This is a genomic window from Streptomyces sp. NPDC037100 (assembly GCF_055606225.1).
The window spans coordinates 202,375-217,227 of the sequence record NZ_JBVJSX010000004.1; the positions used below are offsets into that span (position 1 = coordinate 202,375).

General features: G+C 71.0%; 14 protein-coding genes. 3 read left to right on the top strand and 11 right to left on the bottom strand.

Annotated elements, in window-relative coordinates:
• Positions 1-144 precede the first annotated feature (144 nt).
• From ACZ7EG_RS15105 to ACZ7EG_RS15115, 3 genes are read right to left on the bottom strand one after another with little or no spacing between them, the layout of a single operon-like run.
• Positions 145-990: an EamA family transporter gene (locus tag ACZ7EG_RS15105; RefSeq protein ID WP_471077593.1), complete on the bottom strand. Its 846-nt coding sequence runs from the start codon at positions 988-990 to the stop codon at positions 145-147.
• A complete protein-coding gene (locus ACZ7EG_RS15110; protein ID WP_471077596.1) occupies positions 987-1,541 on the bottom strand; it encodes a YbaK/EbsC family protein in 555 nt (184 codons plus the stop codon). The genes ACZ7EG_RS15105 and ACZ7EG_RS15110 overlap by 4 nt, the downstream gene beginning before the upstream one ends.
• Positions 1,542-1,585: 44 nt before the next feature.
• A complete protein-coding gene (locus ACZ7EG_RS15115; protein WP_031138719.1) occupies positions 1,586-1,771 on the bottom strand; it encodes a hypothetical protein in 186 nt (61 codons plus the stop codon).
• Positions 1,772-1,861: 90 nt separating this feature from the next.
• Between ACZ7EG_RS15115 and ACZ7EG_RS15120 the strand changes: the two genes are divergently transcribed.
• A complete protein-coding gene (locus ACZ7EG_RS15120; protein WP_471077599.1) occupies positions 1,862-3,004 on the top strand; it encodes a glutathione-independent formaldehyde dehydrogenase in 1,143 nt (380 codons plus the stop codon).
• Between the two features lie 21 nt (positions 3,005-3,025).
• Here ACZ7EG_RS15120 and ACZ7EG_RS15125 read toward each other — a convergent pair whose 3' ends face one another.
• Together ACZ7EG_RS15125 and ACZ7EG_RS15130 are read right to left on the bottom strand one after the other, a co-directional pair.
• A complete protein-coding gene (locus ACZ7EG_RS15125; RefSeq protein WP_471077602.1) occupies positions 3,026-3,211 on the bottom strand; it encodes a DUF397 domain-containing protein in 186 nt (61 codons plus the stop codon).
• Complete coding sequence (locus ACZ7EG_RS15130; protein ID WP_471077605.1) at positions 3,208-4,053, bottom strand: helix-turn-helix domain-containing protein; 846 nt, start codon at positions 4,051-4,053, stop codon at positions 3,208-3,210. Before ACZ7EG_RS15130 ends, ACZ7EG_RS15125 begins: the two co-directional genes overlap by 4 nt.
• A gap of 137 nt (positions 4,054-4,190) precedes the next feature.
• Between ACZ7EG_RS15130 and ACZ7EG_RS15135 the strand changes: the two genes are divergently transcribed.
• Positions 4,191-4,592 (top strand): ATP-binding protein, encoded by a 402-nt coding sequence (locus tag ACZ7EG_RS15135; protein ID WP_471077608.1) that lies wholly within the window; start codon positions 4,191-4,193, stop codon positions 4,590-4,592.
• A gap of 60 nt (positions 4,593-4,652) precedes the next feature.
• Here the strand turns inward: ACZ7EG_RS15135 and ACZ7EG_RS15140 are convergent, their stop codons facing one another.
• Both ACZ7EG_RS15140 and ACZ7EG_RS15145 read right to left on the bottom strand, forming a co-directional pair.
• Entirely contained in the window at positions 4,653-6,869 is a 2,217-nt protein-coding gene (locus tag ACZ7EG_RS15140) for an MMPL family transporter (RefSeq protein WP_471077611.1), read from the bottom strand.
• Positions 6,870-6,966: 97 nt separating this feature from the next.
• Complete coding sequence (locus ACZ7EG_RS15145) at positions 6,967-7,569, bottom strand: TetR/AcrR family transcriptional regulator (protein ID WP_471077614.1); 603 nt, start codon at positions 7,567-7,569, stop codon at positions 6,967-6,969.
• 154 nt (positions 7,570-7,723) lie between these two features.
• Between ACZ7EG_RS15145 and ACZ7EG_RS15150 the strand changes: the two genes are divergently transcribed.
• Positions 7,724-10,969, top strand: a complete 3,246-nt coding sequence (locus tag ACZ7EG_RS15150) for a S41 family peptidase (protein ID WP_471077617.1) — start codon at positions 7,724-7,726, stop codon at positions 10,967-10,969.
• Positions 10,970-11,149: 180 nt separating this feature from the next.
• On the opposite strand, the gene ACZ7EG_RS15155 is transcribed toward ACZ7EG_RS15150, so the two are convergent.
• The 4 genes from ACZ7EG_RS15155 to ACZ7EG_RS15170 all read right to left on the bottom strand — a co-directional run bounded on the left by ACZ7EG_RS15155 (position 11,150) and on the right by ACZ7EG_RS15170 (position 14,805).
• Positions 11,150-11,374, bottom strand: a complete 225-nt coding sequence (locus ACZ7EG_RS15155) for a hypothetical protein (RefSeq protein WP_471077620.1) — start codon at positions 11,372-11,374, stop codon at positions 11,150-11,152.
• Positions 11,375-11,450: 76 nt separating this feature from the next.
• Entirely contained in the window at positions 11,451-12,335 is an 885-nt protein-coding gene (locus tag ACZ7EG_RS15160; protein ID WP_471077623.1) for an SDR family oxidoreductase, read from the bottom strand.
• Positions 12,332-13,291 carry an alpha/beta fold hydrolase gene (locus tag ACZ7EG_RS15165; protein ID WP_471077626.1) on the bottom strand — a complete coding sequence of 320 codons (960 nt, stop codon included), beginning with the start codon at positions 13,289-13,291 and terminating at the stop codon, positions 12,332-12,334. The genes ACZ7EG_RS15160 and ACZ7EG_RS15165 overlap by 4 nt, the downstream gene beginning before the upstream one ends.
• A complete protein-coding gene (locus tag ACZ7EG_RS15170; protein ID WP_471077629.1) occupies positions 13,288-14,805 on the bottom strand; it encodes a flavin-containing monooxygenase in 1,518 nt (505 codons plus the stop codon). The genes ACZ7EG_RS15165 and ACZ7EG_RS15170 overlap by 4 nt, the downstream gene beginning before the upstream one ends.
• Positions 14,806-14,853 lie beyond the last annotated feature (48 nt).

Genomic DNA, 14,853 nt, shown 5'->3' on the forward strand with positions numbered 1-14,853 from the left:
GCCGGCGTGCACCCCGCCGACAGGCCCCCATCCGGCGTGCACCCCGCCGACAGGCCCCCATCCGGCGTGCACCCCGCCGACAGGCCCCCATCCGGCGTGCACCCCGCCGACAGGCCCCCATCCGGCACCCCGCCCGACAGGGCCCTATCCGGCGTGCAGCATCAGCCCGATCCCGACGACCAGCAGTCCGGCCGCCGCGATCCTCGGCGCCCCGAACCGCTCCTTGAAGAACACGGCCCCGATCGCCGCGCCCACGATGATCGACGACTCGCGCAGCGCCGCGATGGGCGCGAGTTCGGCCCTGGTCTGGGCCCACAGGACGAGGGCGTAGGCGGCGACGGACAGCGCGGCGCCGAGCAGTCCGATCCCGGCGAAGGGCCGGAGCAGGGCAACGGTCTCCCCGCGCCGGCGCCACGCTGCGTACACCGGGATGACCACCCCCTGCACCGCCATCAGCCAGGCGATGTAACCGAGGGAGGACCCGGAGGCCCGCACGCCCAGGCCGTCGACGACGGTGTAGACCGCTATGGTCAGCCCGGTCGCCAGGGCCGCCCCGATCGCCGCCCAGTCGGGCCGCCGCCCGCGCAGTCCCCACAGGGCGACGCCGGTCAGCCCCGCGCAGGACAGCGCGATCCCGGCGGCGGCCCACCCGTCGGGCACCTCGTGCGCGAAGAGGGCTGCGAGCAGGGTCACGACGAGGGGCGCGGTGCCCCGGGCGATGGGGTAGGCCTGTCCGAAGTCGCCCAGCCGGAAGGACTTCATCAGCAGGGCGTAGTAGGCGATGTGGACGGCGGCGGAGGCGAGCAGGTACGGCCACGCTCCGGCCGCCGGGAACGCCACGAACGGTGCCAGGGCCAGCCCGATGACGACCCCGCCGCCCGAGATCAGCGTGAAGCCGGCCAGCTTGTCGGTGATCTTGTGGGCGATGGCGTTCCAGCTGGCGTGGGTGACAGCGGCGAGCAGAACGGCGGCGGTGACCAGGGGGGTCACGCGGTGCGCTCGCGCACGTCCACCAGGGTGCCGTCGGCGTACGTCACGAGGTCCACGGGGGCCATGGGGAACACGGTGTACGGCGTCCCGGCCGCGGCCCAGACGACGTCGTGCTCCAGCAGGGACCGGTCGGCGAGCACCCGGGTCCTGGTCCGGTGCCCGAAGGGCGGCACACCGCCGATGGCGTACCCGGTGGTCTCCCGCACGAGGTCCACCTTGGCCCGGGTGACCTTGTCGGCGCCGAGCTCCTTGCGGACGAGCTCCAGGTCGACCCGGGAGGCCCCGTCCATGAGCACGAGCACCGGAACGCCTCCCCCGAGCTCTCCGCTTCGCTCGAGCAGGGGGGACCCCCATGCGGCGAAGATCAGCGACTTGCAGATCTGGCTCAACTCGCACCCGACCGCGGCGGCGGCCTCGGCGGCGGTGCGCGTGGCCTCCGGGAACCGGCGGATCTGCGGTACGAGGTCTTCGAGCCCGAGCTCCCGAAGGGCCTCGGCGAATCGGGGATGGGCTCCGGAACCGTCGGCGTCAGTGGCGGCTGTCGTCGTCATGCCCTGCACGCTAGCGGTACGTGTAGCAGACACGCGAGGCCGTTTCAGCCCGTGGTGTCCTCCGGTCGGACGTCCGCGAACTCCCACCAGGCGAGCGGCAGCCAGTCGCCGTCGACGAAGCCGTCGACGGATCCGCCGGTGCCCTGGATGGCCACGCGGGTCCCGACCGGGTAAGTGGTGCCGGACAGTCCGGAGACCGCCACGAGAAGAGTGCCGATACGACGCGACAAAGTCCTGCTTCCTTTCTGCTCTGGGTGCAAATCATCTCATCATGCACCAGCCTGGTATATGAGCCACGGCACAGACGGAGGTGCTTGACGATGAGGGCTGTCGTATACAAGGGGCCCTTCGAGGTAGCGATAGAGCAAGTGGAGGATCCACGGATTCAGCACCCGAACGATGTGCTCGTCCGGGTCACGTCAACGGCCATCTGCGGTTCCGACCTGCACATGTACGAGGGCCGCACGGCTGCGGAGCCGGGCATTGTGTTCGGCCACGAGAACCTCGGCGTCGTCGAGGAGACGGGAGAGGGGGTAACGACCCTCAACAAGGGCGACCGGGTGGTCATGCCGTTCAATGTGGCCTGCGGGTTCTGCAAGAACTGCTCGGCGGGCTTCACGGGCTTCTGCCTGACGGTGAACCCGGGCTTCGCCGGCGGCGCCTACGGCTACGTCGCAATGGGGCCCTACACCGGAGGCCAGGCGGAGTACATCCGGGTCCCGTACGCCGACTTCAACTGCCTCAAGCTCCCGGAGGGCACCGAGAAGGAGACCGACTTCGTCCTGCTCGCGGACATCTTCCCGACGGGTTACCACGGCAACGAACTGGCCGACGTGCGCCCCGGTGACTCGGTCGCCGTCTACGGCGCCGGTCCGGTCGGGCTGATGGCCGCCTACTCCGCGATGCTGCGCGGCGCGAGCAAGGTGTTCGTGGTCGACCGGGTGGCGGAACGTCTCCAGAAGGCCCGGGAGATCGGCGCGATCCCGATCGACTTCACCCAGGGCAGCCCGGCCCAGCAGATCAAGGAGCAGACCGGCGGCGAAGGGACCGACAAGGGCATCGACGCCGTGGGCTACCAGGCCCAGGCGCAGGGCGAGGACCGTGAGGAACCGGCGATCGTACTGAACTCCCTGGTCGACACGGTCCGGCCGACGGGTGCTCTCGGGGTGCCCGGCCTGTACGTCCCGAGCGACCCGGGCGGTCCGGACGAGCAGTCCAAGAAGGGCATGCTCATGGTCGCCATCGGACGCCTCTTCGAGAAGGGGCTCCGCATGGGCACCGGGCAGTGCAACGTCAAGAGGTACAACCGCCACCTGCGGGACATGATCATCGAGGATCGCGCGAAGCCCAGCTTCGTCGTCTCGCACGAACTGCCGCTCGACCAGGCGTCGTCGGCATACGAGAAGTTCGACAAGCGCGTCGAGGGCTACACGAAGGTGGTCCTCCACCCACAGGCGGCGTAGGAGGCCCGGCCGGGCCGGCTGTCACTCGGTGACGTACGCGAGGAACGACTCCCACGTGGCGGAGGCGACCGTCACGTGGGGAGTCTTCGGGGTCTTGGAGTCCCGGACGTGGATCATGGCGGGGGTGTGGGCGACCTCTACGCAGTCGTTTATGTCGCTGCTGCTGCTGTAGCTGCTCTTGAACCAGTGGAGTTCCGGGACACTCATAGTTCTCCCAGCTGCCGCTCGATGAAGGCCAGCGACTCCCTCGGCGTGAGAGCCTGCGCCCGGATCATTCCATAGCGCAACTCAAGGATACGAAGATCCCGAGGACTTGAGACCGGGCGGCCGTTGAACGCGCCTTCGGAACGTCCGATCGCCGTGCCATCGGCGAACTTCAGCACCTCGATCAAGCCTTGGACTCCCGCGTGCTCCTCGCGGTCGGTTGGCATGACCTGGAGCACGACGTTCCTCAACTGCCCTACCTCCAGAAGGTATTCGAGCTGTCGACGCAGGACCATCTTCCCACCGTGAGGGCGTTCCAGCGTCACCTGCTCCTGGACGAAACTGAGCGTGGGAGCGGGCTCCCGCTCGAAGACCGACTTCCGGGCCGCACGCGCGGCCACTCCCCGCTCGACCTCGCTCGGCGCGTAAGCGGGCTGGTGCATCTCGAACAACGCCCTCGCGTACTCCGGCGTCTGGAGCAGCCCGTGGATGTTGTGGTTGCTGTAGAGCAACATCTCCACCGCCCGCTCCTCCAACTGCGCCAGCTCCCGCACCCTCTTCGGATACCGGGCCCTCTCCATGTCCTTCGTGAACGCCCTCAGGTGCCCCTGGGCGTTCAGCACTTGGTCCGCCCTGTCCAGGTACTCCGGCCGGGGAATCCGCGCTCCTCGCTCCATCTTGCGGATCATGTCCTCCCCATAGCCGAGCACCTCGCCCAGCTCGGCGACCCGCAGGCCCGCCGCCTCCCGGCACACCTTCAGCAGCTTCCCCACCGCCTGGACCAGCGGCTCGATCTCGTCGCCCGGCTCGACATCCCAGCCGGCCTCGTCGACAACCTCGTTCATGCCCCACCTCCATCGCGCAGCCGTACCCGTACAACGCCCGGGACAGCCGGGACAGCACGAGACAAGCTCCGGACAGTAGCGATACGCGCACCGGCTGTCGCCGCTCGTTGCGCGCAGACTCCGCCACGCTGAGTCACATGAACCAGGAGACCACCATCCGCAACCTCAGCCTGCTGCTCTCCCCCACGCCCCGGGGAGCACGGCTCGGCCGGCTCCTCGCCACGGAGCAACTCCGCTCGTGGGGGCTGCCGTTGAGCCCTGCCGAGCAGATCATCGCCGAGCTCGCGGCCAACGCCGCCACCCACGGGCGCGTCCCCGGCCGGGACTTCCGGCTGACGCTCTACGTCGTCGGCGGCACCCTCCGTATCGAGGTCACGGACACGCGCGGCGACCGGCTCCCCCGCCTCACGCGGCCGGCCCCGGACGCCACCAGCGGCCGGGGCCTCCTCGTCGTGGCCGCCCTCGCCGGCCGCTGGGGGGTGACACCGGGTCCGCACCCGCGCAAGACGGTGTGGGCCGAAGTCGACGTGCCCAGGTAAAAGGCCGGTGAGGGCGCTCCGTCCCCACGGTGCCCTCACCGGCCGGTCTCTCACGAGCTGTCAGACGCGGACCAGTTCCCTGTCTCCGTCGTCGTCGCCGGAGGCGGCGCGCAGGCCCTCGCCCTCGACGTCGACGTTGGGCAGAACGCGGTCGAGCCACTTCGGGAGCCACCAGGCCTTGCGGCCGAGGAGGGCCAGGACGGCCGGGACGACGGCCATGCGGACGATGAACGCGTCGAAGAAGACCGCGATCGCGAGGCCGAAGCCGATCATCTTGACCATCGACTCGGACGAGCCGATGAAGCCCGCGAAAACGGCCATCATGATGACCGCGGCGGCGGTGACGACCCGAGCGCCGTGCCGGAACCCGGTGACCACGGCCTGGGCCGGCTTCTCCCCGTGGACGTAGGCCTCGCGCATCCGGGTCACGAGGAACACCTCGTAGTCCATCGCCAGGCCGAAGACCACGCCGACCATGAAGATCGGCATCATCGACATGACCGGCCCGGTCTGCTCCACGCCCATCAGGTCCGACAGCCAGCCCCACTGGAAGACCGCGACGACCGCGCCGAGGGCCGCCATCACCGACAGCAGGAAGCCGAGGGCCGCCTTCAGCGGGACCAGGATCGAGCGGAAGACCACGATCAGCAGCAGGAAGGCCAGGCCCACGACCAGCACCAGATACGGCACCAGCGCGTCGTTGAGCTTCTCGCTGACGTCGATGTTCATCGCCGTGCTGCCGGTGACCAGGACGTTGGCGTCGCTGTCGGCCTTGATGTCCGCGCCCGCGTCCCGGATGCCGTGCACCAGGTTCTCCGTGGTGACGGAGGACGGCTTGGAGCCGGGGACGACGGTGATGGTGGCGGTGTCGCCGGCCTTGTTGGGTGCCGGCGGCGTCACCGTGACGACGTCCTTCAGGCCCTTGATCTCGTCGCCGGTCTCGGCGAAGACCGCCTTCGGGTCGTCGCTGCCCTTCGCGTCGACGACGACCATCAACGGACCGTTGAAGCCCGGTCCGAAGCCCTCGGACAGCAGGTCGTAGGCACGGCGCTGCGTGGTGGAGGTGGGCTGGGAGCCGTCGTCGGGCAGGCCCAGTTCGAGGGAGGTCGCCGGGACGGCCGCCGCGCCGAGGCCGATGACGCCGAGGAGCAGGACCGCGAGCGGGCGGCGCACGACGAAGCTCGCCCAGCGGGTGCCCAGGTTCGGCTTGGCCGGCTCGGTCGGCTCGGCCGGCTTCTTCGCACGGCCGAGGAGCTTGCCCTTCTCCCCCATCGGCCGCACCTTCCGGCCCGCGTAGCCGAGCAGCGCCGGGATCATGGTGAGGGCGATCAGCACCGCGATGGCCACCGTGCCGGCCGCCGCGATACCCATCTTGGTCAGCATCGGGATGTTGACCACGGACAGGCCCACCAGCGCGATCACCACGGTCAGCCCCGCGAAGACCACTGCGGAGCCCGCCGTGCCGACGGCCCGGCCCACCGCCTCCTCGCGCTCGCGGCCCTCGGCCAGTTCGGCGCGGTAGCGGGAGACGATGAACAGCGCGTAGTCGATGCCGACGGCCAGGCCGATCATCATCGCGAGGGTGGAGGTGGTCGTGCCCAGGTCCAGCGCACTGGCCAGGCCCGTGATCGTGGAGACGCCGATGCCCACGCCGATGAGTGCCGTCAGCAGCGGCAGCCCGGCCGCGACGAGCGAGCCGAAGGTGATGACGAGGACGACCGCGGCGACCGCGATGCCGATGATCTCGCTGGAGCCGGTGTGCGGTGCGGCCTGGAGCGCGTCACCGCCGATCTCGACGGTCAGCCCGGCCTTCCGTGCGTCCTGCGCGCTGTCCTGGAGGGCGTCCTTCGCGGCGTCGTCGAGCTCCATGCCGGAGACCTTGTACGACACCTGCGCGTAGGCGATCGTGCCGTCCTTGCTGACGGCCTTCGCCTGGTACGGGTCGGTGACGCGGACGACCTCGGAGCCGTCGGACAGCTCCTTCACCGTGTCCTGGACCGTCGCCTTGTTGCCCGGGTCGGTCATCTTCTCGCCGCTCGGCGCCTTGAAGACGACGCGTGCGGTGGCGCCGTCGGCACTGGTGCCGGGGAAGCGCTGTTCCAGTAGGTCGAAGGCCTTCTGGGCCTCGGTGCCGGGGATGGAGAACGAGCTGTTGCCCGCGGCGGGGGCACTGGCCGCGCCGACACCGGCGAGGGTCAGCAGGGCCACCCATATCAGGGCGACGAGGTGCCGCCGCCGGAACGAGAGCCGGCCGAGTTTGTAGAGGAATGTGGCCACGAGGGCGTACTCCCGGTCAGTCGTGTGGTCTTCAGGGCAGGGGTGATCAGCCCGACGACATGAGCGGAGACGTCAGGTAGGGACTGGCTGAGGGGGACTACTCGGTGGGTACGCCGAGGGCGGGGAGGACCACGGCGTCTATGTACGAGGTGAGGAAGGCAGCCGTCGGCGGCTTGTCCTCGAGGATCGCGCAGGTGACGAAGGCGCCGAGCATCATGTGCACCACGAACTCCAGTGCGGGACAGTCCGCACGGACCTCGCCCCGGTCGACGGCGCGCTGGAGGACACGGCGCGAGTCCGCGATCTCCGGCTCGATGATCTGGCTCTTGAACTCGCTGTGGAGGTCCGGGTTGGCGTGCATCGCCGTGGCCAGGCCGCGCATCAGCGCGCCGTTCTGCTCCATCTCGGCGTCGTCCGCACGCGCCATGAGGGCGTGGAAGTCGCCGCGCAGCGAGCCGGTGTCGATCTCGTCGAAGTTCTTCACCGGCTTGTTGTGCTGGAGCGCCTTGACGACCAGCTGGGCCTTGCCGCCCCACTGGCGGTAGAGGGTGGCCTTGCTGGAGCGGGTGCGCGCGGCCACGGCGTCCATGGTGAGGGCGTCGTAGCCGACTTCGCGGAGCAGGTCCAGCACGGCCGTGTAGAGCTCGGCCTCGCGCTCGGGGGTGATCCGACTGCGACGCGCGGCGGCGACCTCAGCCATCTCTTTCACCTTCCTGCTCCGAACGACACTGTTTCGTACACGACCAAGGTAGCGCACCCTTCATGGAAACGAAACCGTTTCGTACGTGTGGTGGGTCACGGCCATCCGTTTGCCTTGAGTTGCCCAGGTACGTCCCCCGGCAAAGCATGAGGACGTGACCTATCTGCGTCTGCCCCACTTCCACGACGACCTGCTGTGCTTCGTGGCCGAGGACGACCTCTGGCTCGCCCCGCTCGACTCCCCCGGCCGGGCCTGGCGGCTCACCGTCGACCGCACCAAGGCGGGCCACCCGCGCTTCTCGCCCGACGGCCGCCACCTCGCGTACACGAGCTGGCGCAGCCTGGTGCCCGAGGTCCACGTCGTCCCGGTGGACGGCGGCCCGGGCCGCCAGGTGAGCCACTGGGGCAGCGCCGACACCCGGGTCTGCGGCTGGACCCCGGAGGGAGAGATCCTCGCCGTGGCCTCCCACGGCGAGCCCTTCTCCTACTACACCTGGGCCTACAAGGTCTCCCCCGACGGCGATCCGGGCCGCAAACTGCCCTGGGGCCCGGTCTCCGACATCCAGGTCGCCGACGTGGACGGCGAGCGCAAGTCGCTGCTCCTGACCGGCACCCCGCCGCACGAACCGGCCTCCTGGAAGCGCTACCGCGGCGGGGCCACAGGCAGGCTCTGGCTGCACGGCGAACGGCTGCTGGAGGGCCTCGACGGCCATCTGCACTCCCCCATGTTCGTCGGCGGCCGCATCGCGTTCCTCTCCGACCACGAGGGCGTCGCCAACCTCTACTCCTGCGCCCACGACGGCTCCGGCCTGCGCCGGCACTCCGACCACGACGCCTTCTACGCCCGGCACGCCGCCAGCGACGGCACCCGGATCGTGTACCAGTGCGCGGGCGACCTGTGGATCGTCGAGGACCTGTCCCCGGACTCCGAGCCGCGCCGGCTGGACGTACGGCTGAGCGGGCCGCGGGCCGGGCGGCGCCCCTACCAGGTGGCGGCGTCCCGGCATCTCGACGGGCTCTCCGTCGACGAGACGGGGCGGGCCAGCGCGGTCGTCGTGCGCGGCAGCCTGTACTGGCTGACCCACCGGGACGGCCCGGCCCGCACCCTCACCGACACCCCGGGCGTCCGGGTGCGGCTGCCGGAGATGCTCGGCGGCAGCGGACGGGTGGCGTACGTGACGGACGCCGAGGGCGAGGACGCCGTCGAGATCGCCTCCCTGCCCCGGGCGAGCGGCGACCGTGCGCCCCGGCGCCTGGCCGCGGGGCGGCTGGGCCGGGTGCACGAGCTGGTCTCGGACCCGGAGGGCGAGCGGCTGGCGGTCGCCTCCCACGACGGCCGGCTCCTCCTCGTCGACGTCACGGAGGACTCCGACGGCGAGGTCAGCGAGCTGATCCGGTCGGTCAACGGGCCCGTGCGCGACCTCGCGTTCTCCCCGGACGGGGCGTGGCTCACCTGGTCGCACCCGGGCATCGGACGGACCCTGCGCCAGATCAAGATGGCCCGGCTGACCGGGTCGGAGGACGCCGAGCGGCTGATCGTCGACGTCACCAACGGCCGCTTCGAGGACGAGAACCCGGTCTTCACGCGCGACGGCCGCTACCTCGCCTTCCTCTCCTGGCGCGGCTTCGACCCCGTCTACGACGTGCACACCGGCGACCTGTCCTTCCCGCTCGGCTGCCGCCCGTACCTGGTGCCGCTGTCCTCCGCGACGCCCTCCCCGTTCGCGGTGAACCCGGAAGGCCGCCCGGCCGCCGGAGGCCTCGATCCGGTGGAGGACGAGGACAACGGGGACAACGGGGCAGTGACCGTCGAGGTCGAGGGACTGGAGAGCCGGGTCACGCCGTTCCCGGTGGCCGCCTCCAAGTACTCGGCGCTGTATCCGGTGGCGGGCGGCGGGCTGGTGTGGCTGCGCTGGCCGATCTCGGGCGCACTGGGTGAGACGTTCGCCAACCCGGACGACACCAGCGGCCGGCCCACCCTGGAGCACTTCGGCATCACCAAGGCCAAGAAGTCCGAACTCGCCCAGCACCTCGACTGGTTCGCGGTCAGCGGCGACGGCAGCCGACTGGTGATCGTCGACGAGGGCGAGCTGCGCGCGGTACCGGCCAACGAACAGGGCGACAGCGACTCCACCGTGTGGATCGACGCGCGGCGCATCCTGCACACGGTCGACCCGGCGGCGGAGTGGCGGCAGTCCTACGAGGAGGCCGGGCGGCTGATCCGTGCCTACTTCTGGGACCCGGGCATGTGCGGCATCGACTGGGACGGGGTGCTCGCCCAGTACCGCCCGCTGGTCGAACGGGTCGCCTCCCCCGACGAGTTCGCCGATCTGCTCCGCGAGGTCCTCGGCGAACTGGGCACGTCCCACGCCTACGTCACCGCAGCCCGGCGCAACGAGGGCCCGCCGCACTACCAGCGCCGACAGGGCCTGCTGGGCGCCAACTTCGTACGCCGGGACGACGGCTGGGCGGTCAGGCGGATCCTCCCCGGCGACTCCTCCGACTCCAAGGCCCGCTCCCCACTGGCCGGCACCGGCATCCGCGAGGGCGCGCTCCTCACCCATGTCGACGGCCGACCGGTGGATCCGGAGGCGGGCCCGTATCCGCTGCTGGCCGGTGCGGGCGGCACGACGGTGGAGCTGACCTTCCGCCCCGCGGAGGGCGAGGGCCCGCCCCGGCGGGTCGCCGTCGTCCCGCTCGTCGACGAACGACCGCTGCGCTACCAGGACTGGGTGGCCAAACGCCGGGCGGTGGTACGTGAGTTGAGCGGCGGGCGCTGCGGCTATCTGCACATCCCGGACATGGGCGGTTCGGGCTGGGCGCAGTTCAACCGCGACCTGCGCATGGAGGTGTCCCGCCCGGCACTGATCGTGGACGTGCGCGGCAACGCGGGCGGCCACATCAGCGAGCTGGTCGTCGAGACGCTGAGCCGGACGATCCTCGGCTGGGACCTGACCCGCGACGCCCAGCCGGTGTCGTACACCTCGAACGCGCCACGGGGCCCGGTGGTGGCCCTGGCGGACGAGGCGACCTCCTCCGACGGCGACATGATCACCGCCGCGTTCAAGCTGCTGAAGCTCGGCCCGGTCGTGGGACAGCGCACCTGGGGCGGCGTGGTCGGCATGACCGGCCGCCATGAGCTGGGCGACGGCACGGTGATCACGGTGCCGATGAACGCCGCCTGGTTCGACGCCTACGGCTGGTCCGTGGAGAACAAGGGCGTCGCCCCCGACATCGACGTCCTGCGCACCCCGCTGGACTGGGCCGAGGGGCGGCACGCCCAGCTGACCGACGCGGTGGAGCTGGCGCTCGGGCTGCTGGAGACCCACCCGCCGGCGACGCCGCCGACCTACAGCGACGTACCGGACCGCTCCCGTCCGAAGCTGCCGCCCCGGTCGTGAACACCCGGGCCGGCACGTGACGCACAGGGGAAAGGGGCGCCCCGCGCGGTGACACCCCCATTCCTTCGCCGCGCAACGTCAGACGACGTAGTCCCGGTCGTGAACACCCGGGCCGGCACGTGACGCACAGGGGAAAGGGGCGCCCCGCTCAGGGACGCCCCATTCCTTCACCGCTCAACGTCAGACGTCGTAGTCCTGGTCGAAGCGGTCCTCCTGGTCACGCTCACGCTCACGGTCGCGCTGCGGCTCGGAGCGCTCGCGGTCACGCTGCGGCTGCGAGGGGTCCATGTCCTCGTCACGCCGGCGACCACGGCCCTGCATCTGCTCGCGAGCCTGGTCCGCCTTCTGGCGGGCCTGGTTCTGCCACTGCTCGGACTTCTCCTGGAACTGGTCCTTCATACCCATGTGGGTTCACTCCCGTTGGGGGTGAGGGGATCTGGCTCGATCAGATTCACATGGGCCGTGACCCTGCGCATGTCGATCACTTACGGAGCGTAGTCCGCTGCTGCTCGTCGGCCGCCCCGCCCGCCCCGACCAGGCCCGTGCGCATGCCGGTCAGCCGGTCCGCGAACCGTCGCATCTCGCGCTGTCCCACCGTCCCGATGACCGCGGGCAGATAACCGCGCACCCCCTGCATCCCCCGCAGCCACCACTGTCCGTACACATGGCTCGACCGGCGCTCGATCCCCTCCACGAGCCGGTCCACGGCCGGACCGAGCGGATACGTCTTGTTGGACGGCCAGGGCAGCCGCTGCCGCAACTCCCGCATGACGTCGTCCTGGTCGGCCCCGCGCACCATGTCCGTGTCGGTCCACGACAGGTACCCGACGCCCACCTTCACGCCCCGGTGCCCGACCTCGGCCCGCAGGCTGTGCGCGTACGCCTCCACGCCCGACTTGGACGCGCAGTACGCGGTCATCATCGGTGCCGGGGTGATCGCGGCGAGGGAGGCGATCTGGAGCAGATAGCCGCGGCTCTGCGTCAGCAGGGGCAGGAAGGCGCGGGCGGTCACCGCCGAGCCGATCAGATTGACCTCGATCACCCGCCGCCAGGACTCCGGGTCGGAGTCGGCGAACGGACCGCCGGTGGCGACACCGGCGTTGGCCACGACGATGTCGACCCGGCCGAAGCGTTCCTTGACCTCGGCCGCGACACGGGCCATCGCCTCGTGGTCGGTGACGTCGGCGTGCCAGTGGTCGCTGTCGCTGTGCAGCCGGCCGGAGACCTGCTTGAGCTCGTCCGGCTCCAGGCCGACCAGCGCCACCTTCACCCCGCGCGCGGACAGCTTGCGGGCCAGCAACTCCCCAACGCCGCGCGCCGCTCCGGTCACCACGGCGACCTTGCCCTCAAGGCTCACCCTGCTCATACGCTCTCCTCGGTTGCGACCTGGATGTGTGCGTGGGCCTCGATGTGTTCGTGGGCCTCGATGTGTGCGTGGACGAGTTCCCGGATGGTGCCGCTGACCAGGTCGGGCGCCTCGATGGGCGCCATGTGGCCGATGCCGGGCAGTTCGACGATCCCGGTGCAGCGCGGCAGCGCGGCGGCCAGGGCCCGGGCCTGCACCGGCGGCGTCAGCCGGTCCGCCGTACCGACGAGCACGGCCGTGGGCACGTCCAGCTCGCGCACTCGGTGGTCGAGGTCGAGCAGATCCAGCACCTGAGACCAGGAGTGGCGGACCTTGCGAGGACAGGCGTGCACGATCCGGGCGCACGCCTCGATCATGTGCGGGGCCGAACCGGCACCCATCGTGCCGTACTTGAGGATCCGGCGGGCCGGCGGCGTGACCGGCCCGAGCGGGGCGCGGGAGCCGAGGATCCGCCGGGTCAGCCAGGTCCGCACCCGCCCGGCCCGCAGCGGGACGACGGTGGAGGCCGCGACCAGCTGCGAACTGCCCGTACTGCACAGCAGGACGGCGGCCGCGTGCGCCCGGAAGGCGGCTCTCCCGGAGGCCGCCATCACGGCCATCCCGCCCATGGAGTGCCCCGCGATCACGGCCTGTTCACCGGGCGCGAGGGTGGCCTCGAGGACCGCTTCCAGGTCGTCGGCGAGCGCGTCGGAACTGCACGCGGGGCTCGCGGGACTGCGGCCGTGGCCGCGCTGGTCGTAGGCGATGACCCGGTGGTCGGCGGCCAGGTCACGGAGTTGCGCCGCCCAGAAGGCGGTGGAGCAGGTCCAGCCGTGGGCGAGGACGACGGCGGGGGCGCCCTCGGGCCCGTGGACCTCCACGTGCAACCGGGCGCCGTCGGCGGAGACGGCGGTCAGCTCGCGGGCCGGGGCGGGCGGGGCGTAGGGGCCGGAGTCGACGTGCGCAAGGCGGCTCACGCGTCCACCCCCGCCTTCTTCGCCGCGGTGGCCTCCTTCGTCGCGGGCACCCGCAGGACCTCGTACTCCGCGAGGTCCGCCCGCCGCGTCGCCCGTCGGAACTCGGCTGTCGTGCCGGGCCAGATGGTGGTGTTGCGGCCGCTCGCGTCGAGGTACCAGCTGGTGCAGCCGCCGGTGTTCCACACGGTGCGCTTCATCCGCTCCTGCACCCGGTGGTTCCAGGTGCGCACCGCGTCCGGGCGGGCGTCGAGCGCGACCCGGCCGCCCAGGACGTCGAGCTGGCGGACGTAGTCGGCGAGGTAGTTCAGCTGGGACTCGATCATGAGGATCATCGAGGAGTTCCCGAGCCCGGTGTTGGGCCCGATGATCGTCATCCAGTTGGGGAAGCCGGCCGCGGCGGCGCCGCGCAGGGCCTCCATGCCGCCCTTCCAGGTCTCGGCGAGGGTCCGCCCGTCGGCGCCCACGACCCGCTCGGCGATGGGCATGTCGGTGACGTGGAAACCGGTACCGAAGACGATCGCGTCCACCTCGGCCTCACTGCCGTCGGCGGCGACGAGGGTCGAGCCGCGGACCTCGGTCAACCCGCTCGCGATCACGTCCACATTCGGCTGCGCGAGTGCCGGGTAGTAGTCGCTGGACAGCAGAATCCGCTTGCAGCCGATGCGGTAGTCCGGGGTCAGCTTCGCCCGCAGGGCCGGATCCTTGATGGACCGGGCCATGTTGCGCCGGGCCAGGTCCTCGACGAGCCCGAGCTGCTTCGGATGCTTGGTGAACGCCTGGACCTGCAACTCGCGGATGCCCCACAGCAGTCCGCGCCGCACCTGCGAGGTGAAGGGCAACCGCCGGTGCACCCACCGCTCGGCGTCGCTGATCGCCCGGTCCATGCGGGGCATCACCCAGGGCGCCGTGCGCTGGAACAGGGTGAGCCGCGAGACCTCGGGCTGGATCGACGGCACGATCTGCGCGGCCGAGGCACCCGTCCCCACCATCGCGACGCGCTTGCCGCGCAGGTCGTAGTCGTGGTCCCAGCGGGCCGAGTGGAACACCTTGCCCGGGAATGACTCCAGCCCGGGGATGTCCGGCACCTTCGGATCGGACAGCGGCCCCGTCGCCGACACGACCAGGTCGGCCGACAGGTTCCCGCTGCTGGTCTCGATGTCCCAGCACAGCCGCTCGGCGTTCCACGCCATCCGCTTCACCTCCGAGTCGAAGCGGATGTGCGGCCGCAGCCGGAACACGTCCGTCACGTGCTCCAGGTAGGCGCGGATGTGCTCCTGTCCCGAGAAGGTGCGCGGCCAGTCGGGATGGGGCGCGAAGGAGAAGGAGTAGAGGTGCGAGGGCACGTCACACCGGCATCCCGGGTAGCTGTTGTCCCGCCAGGTGCCGCCGACACTGCTCGCCCGCTCCAGGACGACGAAGTCGGTGACACCCTCGCGACGCAGCCGCACGGCGGCCCCCAGCCCGCCGAACCCGGACCCGACCACCGCGACCCGCACATGCTCGCGCTCGCCCATGCCGACACCTCCACGCACCACGAGAACCGTGCCAGTGAACACTGGCGC

Bases quoted from the DNA above. Each gene is read 5' to 3' on its own strand.
- ACZ7EG_RS15160 (WP_471077623.1), bottom strand. From the start codon at position 12,335: ATGAGCAGGGTGAGCCTTGAGGGCAAGGTCGCCGTGGTGACCGGAGCG.
- ACZ7EG_RS15135 (WP_471077608.1), top strand. From the start codon at position 4,191: ATGAACCAGGAGACCACCATCCGCAACCTCAGCCTGCTGCTCTCCCCC.
- ACZ7EG_RS15120 (WP_471077599.1), top strand. From the start codon at position 1,862: ATGAGGGCTGTCGTATACAAGGGGCCCTTCGAGGTAGCGATAGAGCAA.
- ACZ7EG_RS15125 (WP_471077602.1), bottom strand. From the start codon at position 3,211: ATGAGTGTCCCGGAACTCCACTGGTTCAAGAGCAGCTACAGCAGCAGC.
- ACZ7EG_RS15145 (WP_471077614.1), bottom strand. From the start codon at position 7,569: ATGGCTGAGGTCGCCGCCGCGCGTCGCAGTCGGATCACCCCCGAGCGC.
- ACZ7EG_RS15155 (WP_471077620.1), bottom strand. From the start codon at position 11,374: ATGGGTATGAAGGACCAGTTCCAGGAGAAGTCCGAGCAGTGGCAGAAC.
- ACZ7EG_RS15130 (WP_471077605.1), bottom strand. From the start codon at position 4,053: ATGAACGAGGTTGTCGACGAGGCCGGCTGGGATGTCGAGCCGGGCGAC.
- ACZ7EG_RS15170 (WP_471077629.1), bottom strand. From the start codon at position 14,805: ATGGGCGAGCGCGAGCATGTGCGGGTCGCGGTGGTCGGGTCCGGGTTC.
- ACZ7EG_RS15110 (WP_471077596.1), bottom strand. From the start codon at position 1,541: ATGACGACGACAGCCGCCACTGACGCCGACGGTTCCGGAGCCCATCCC.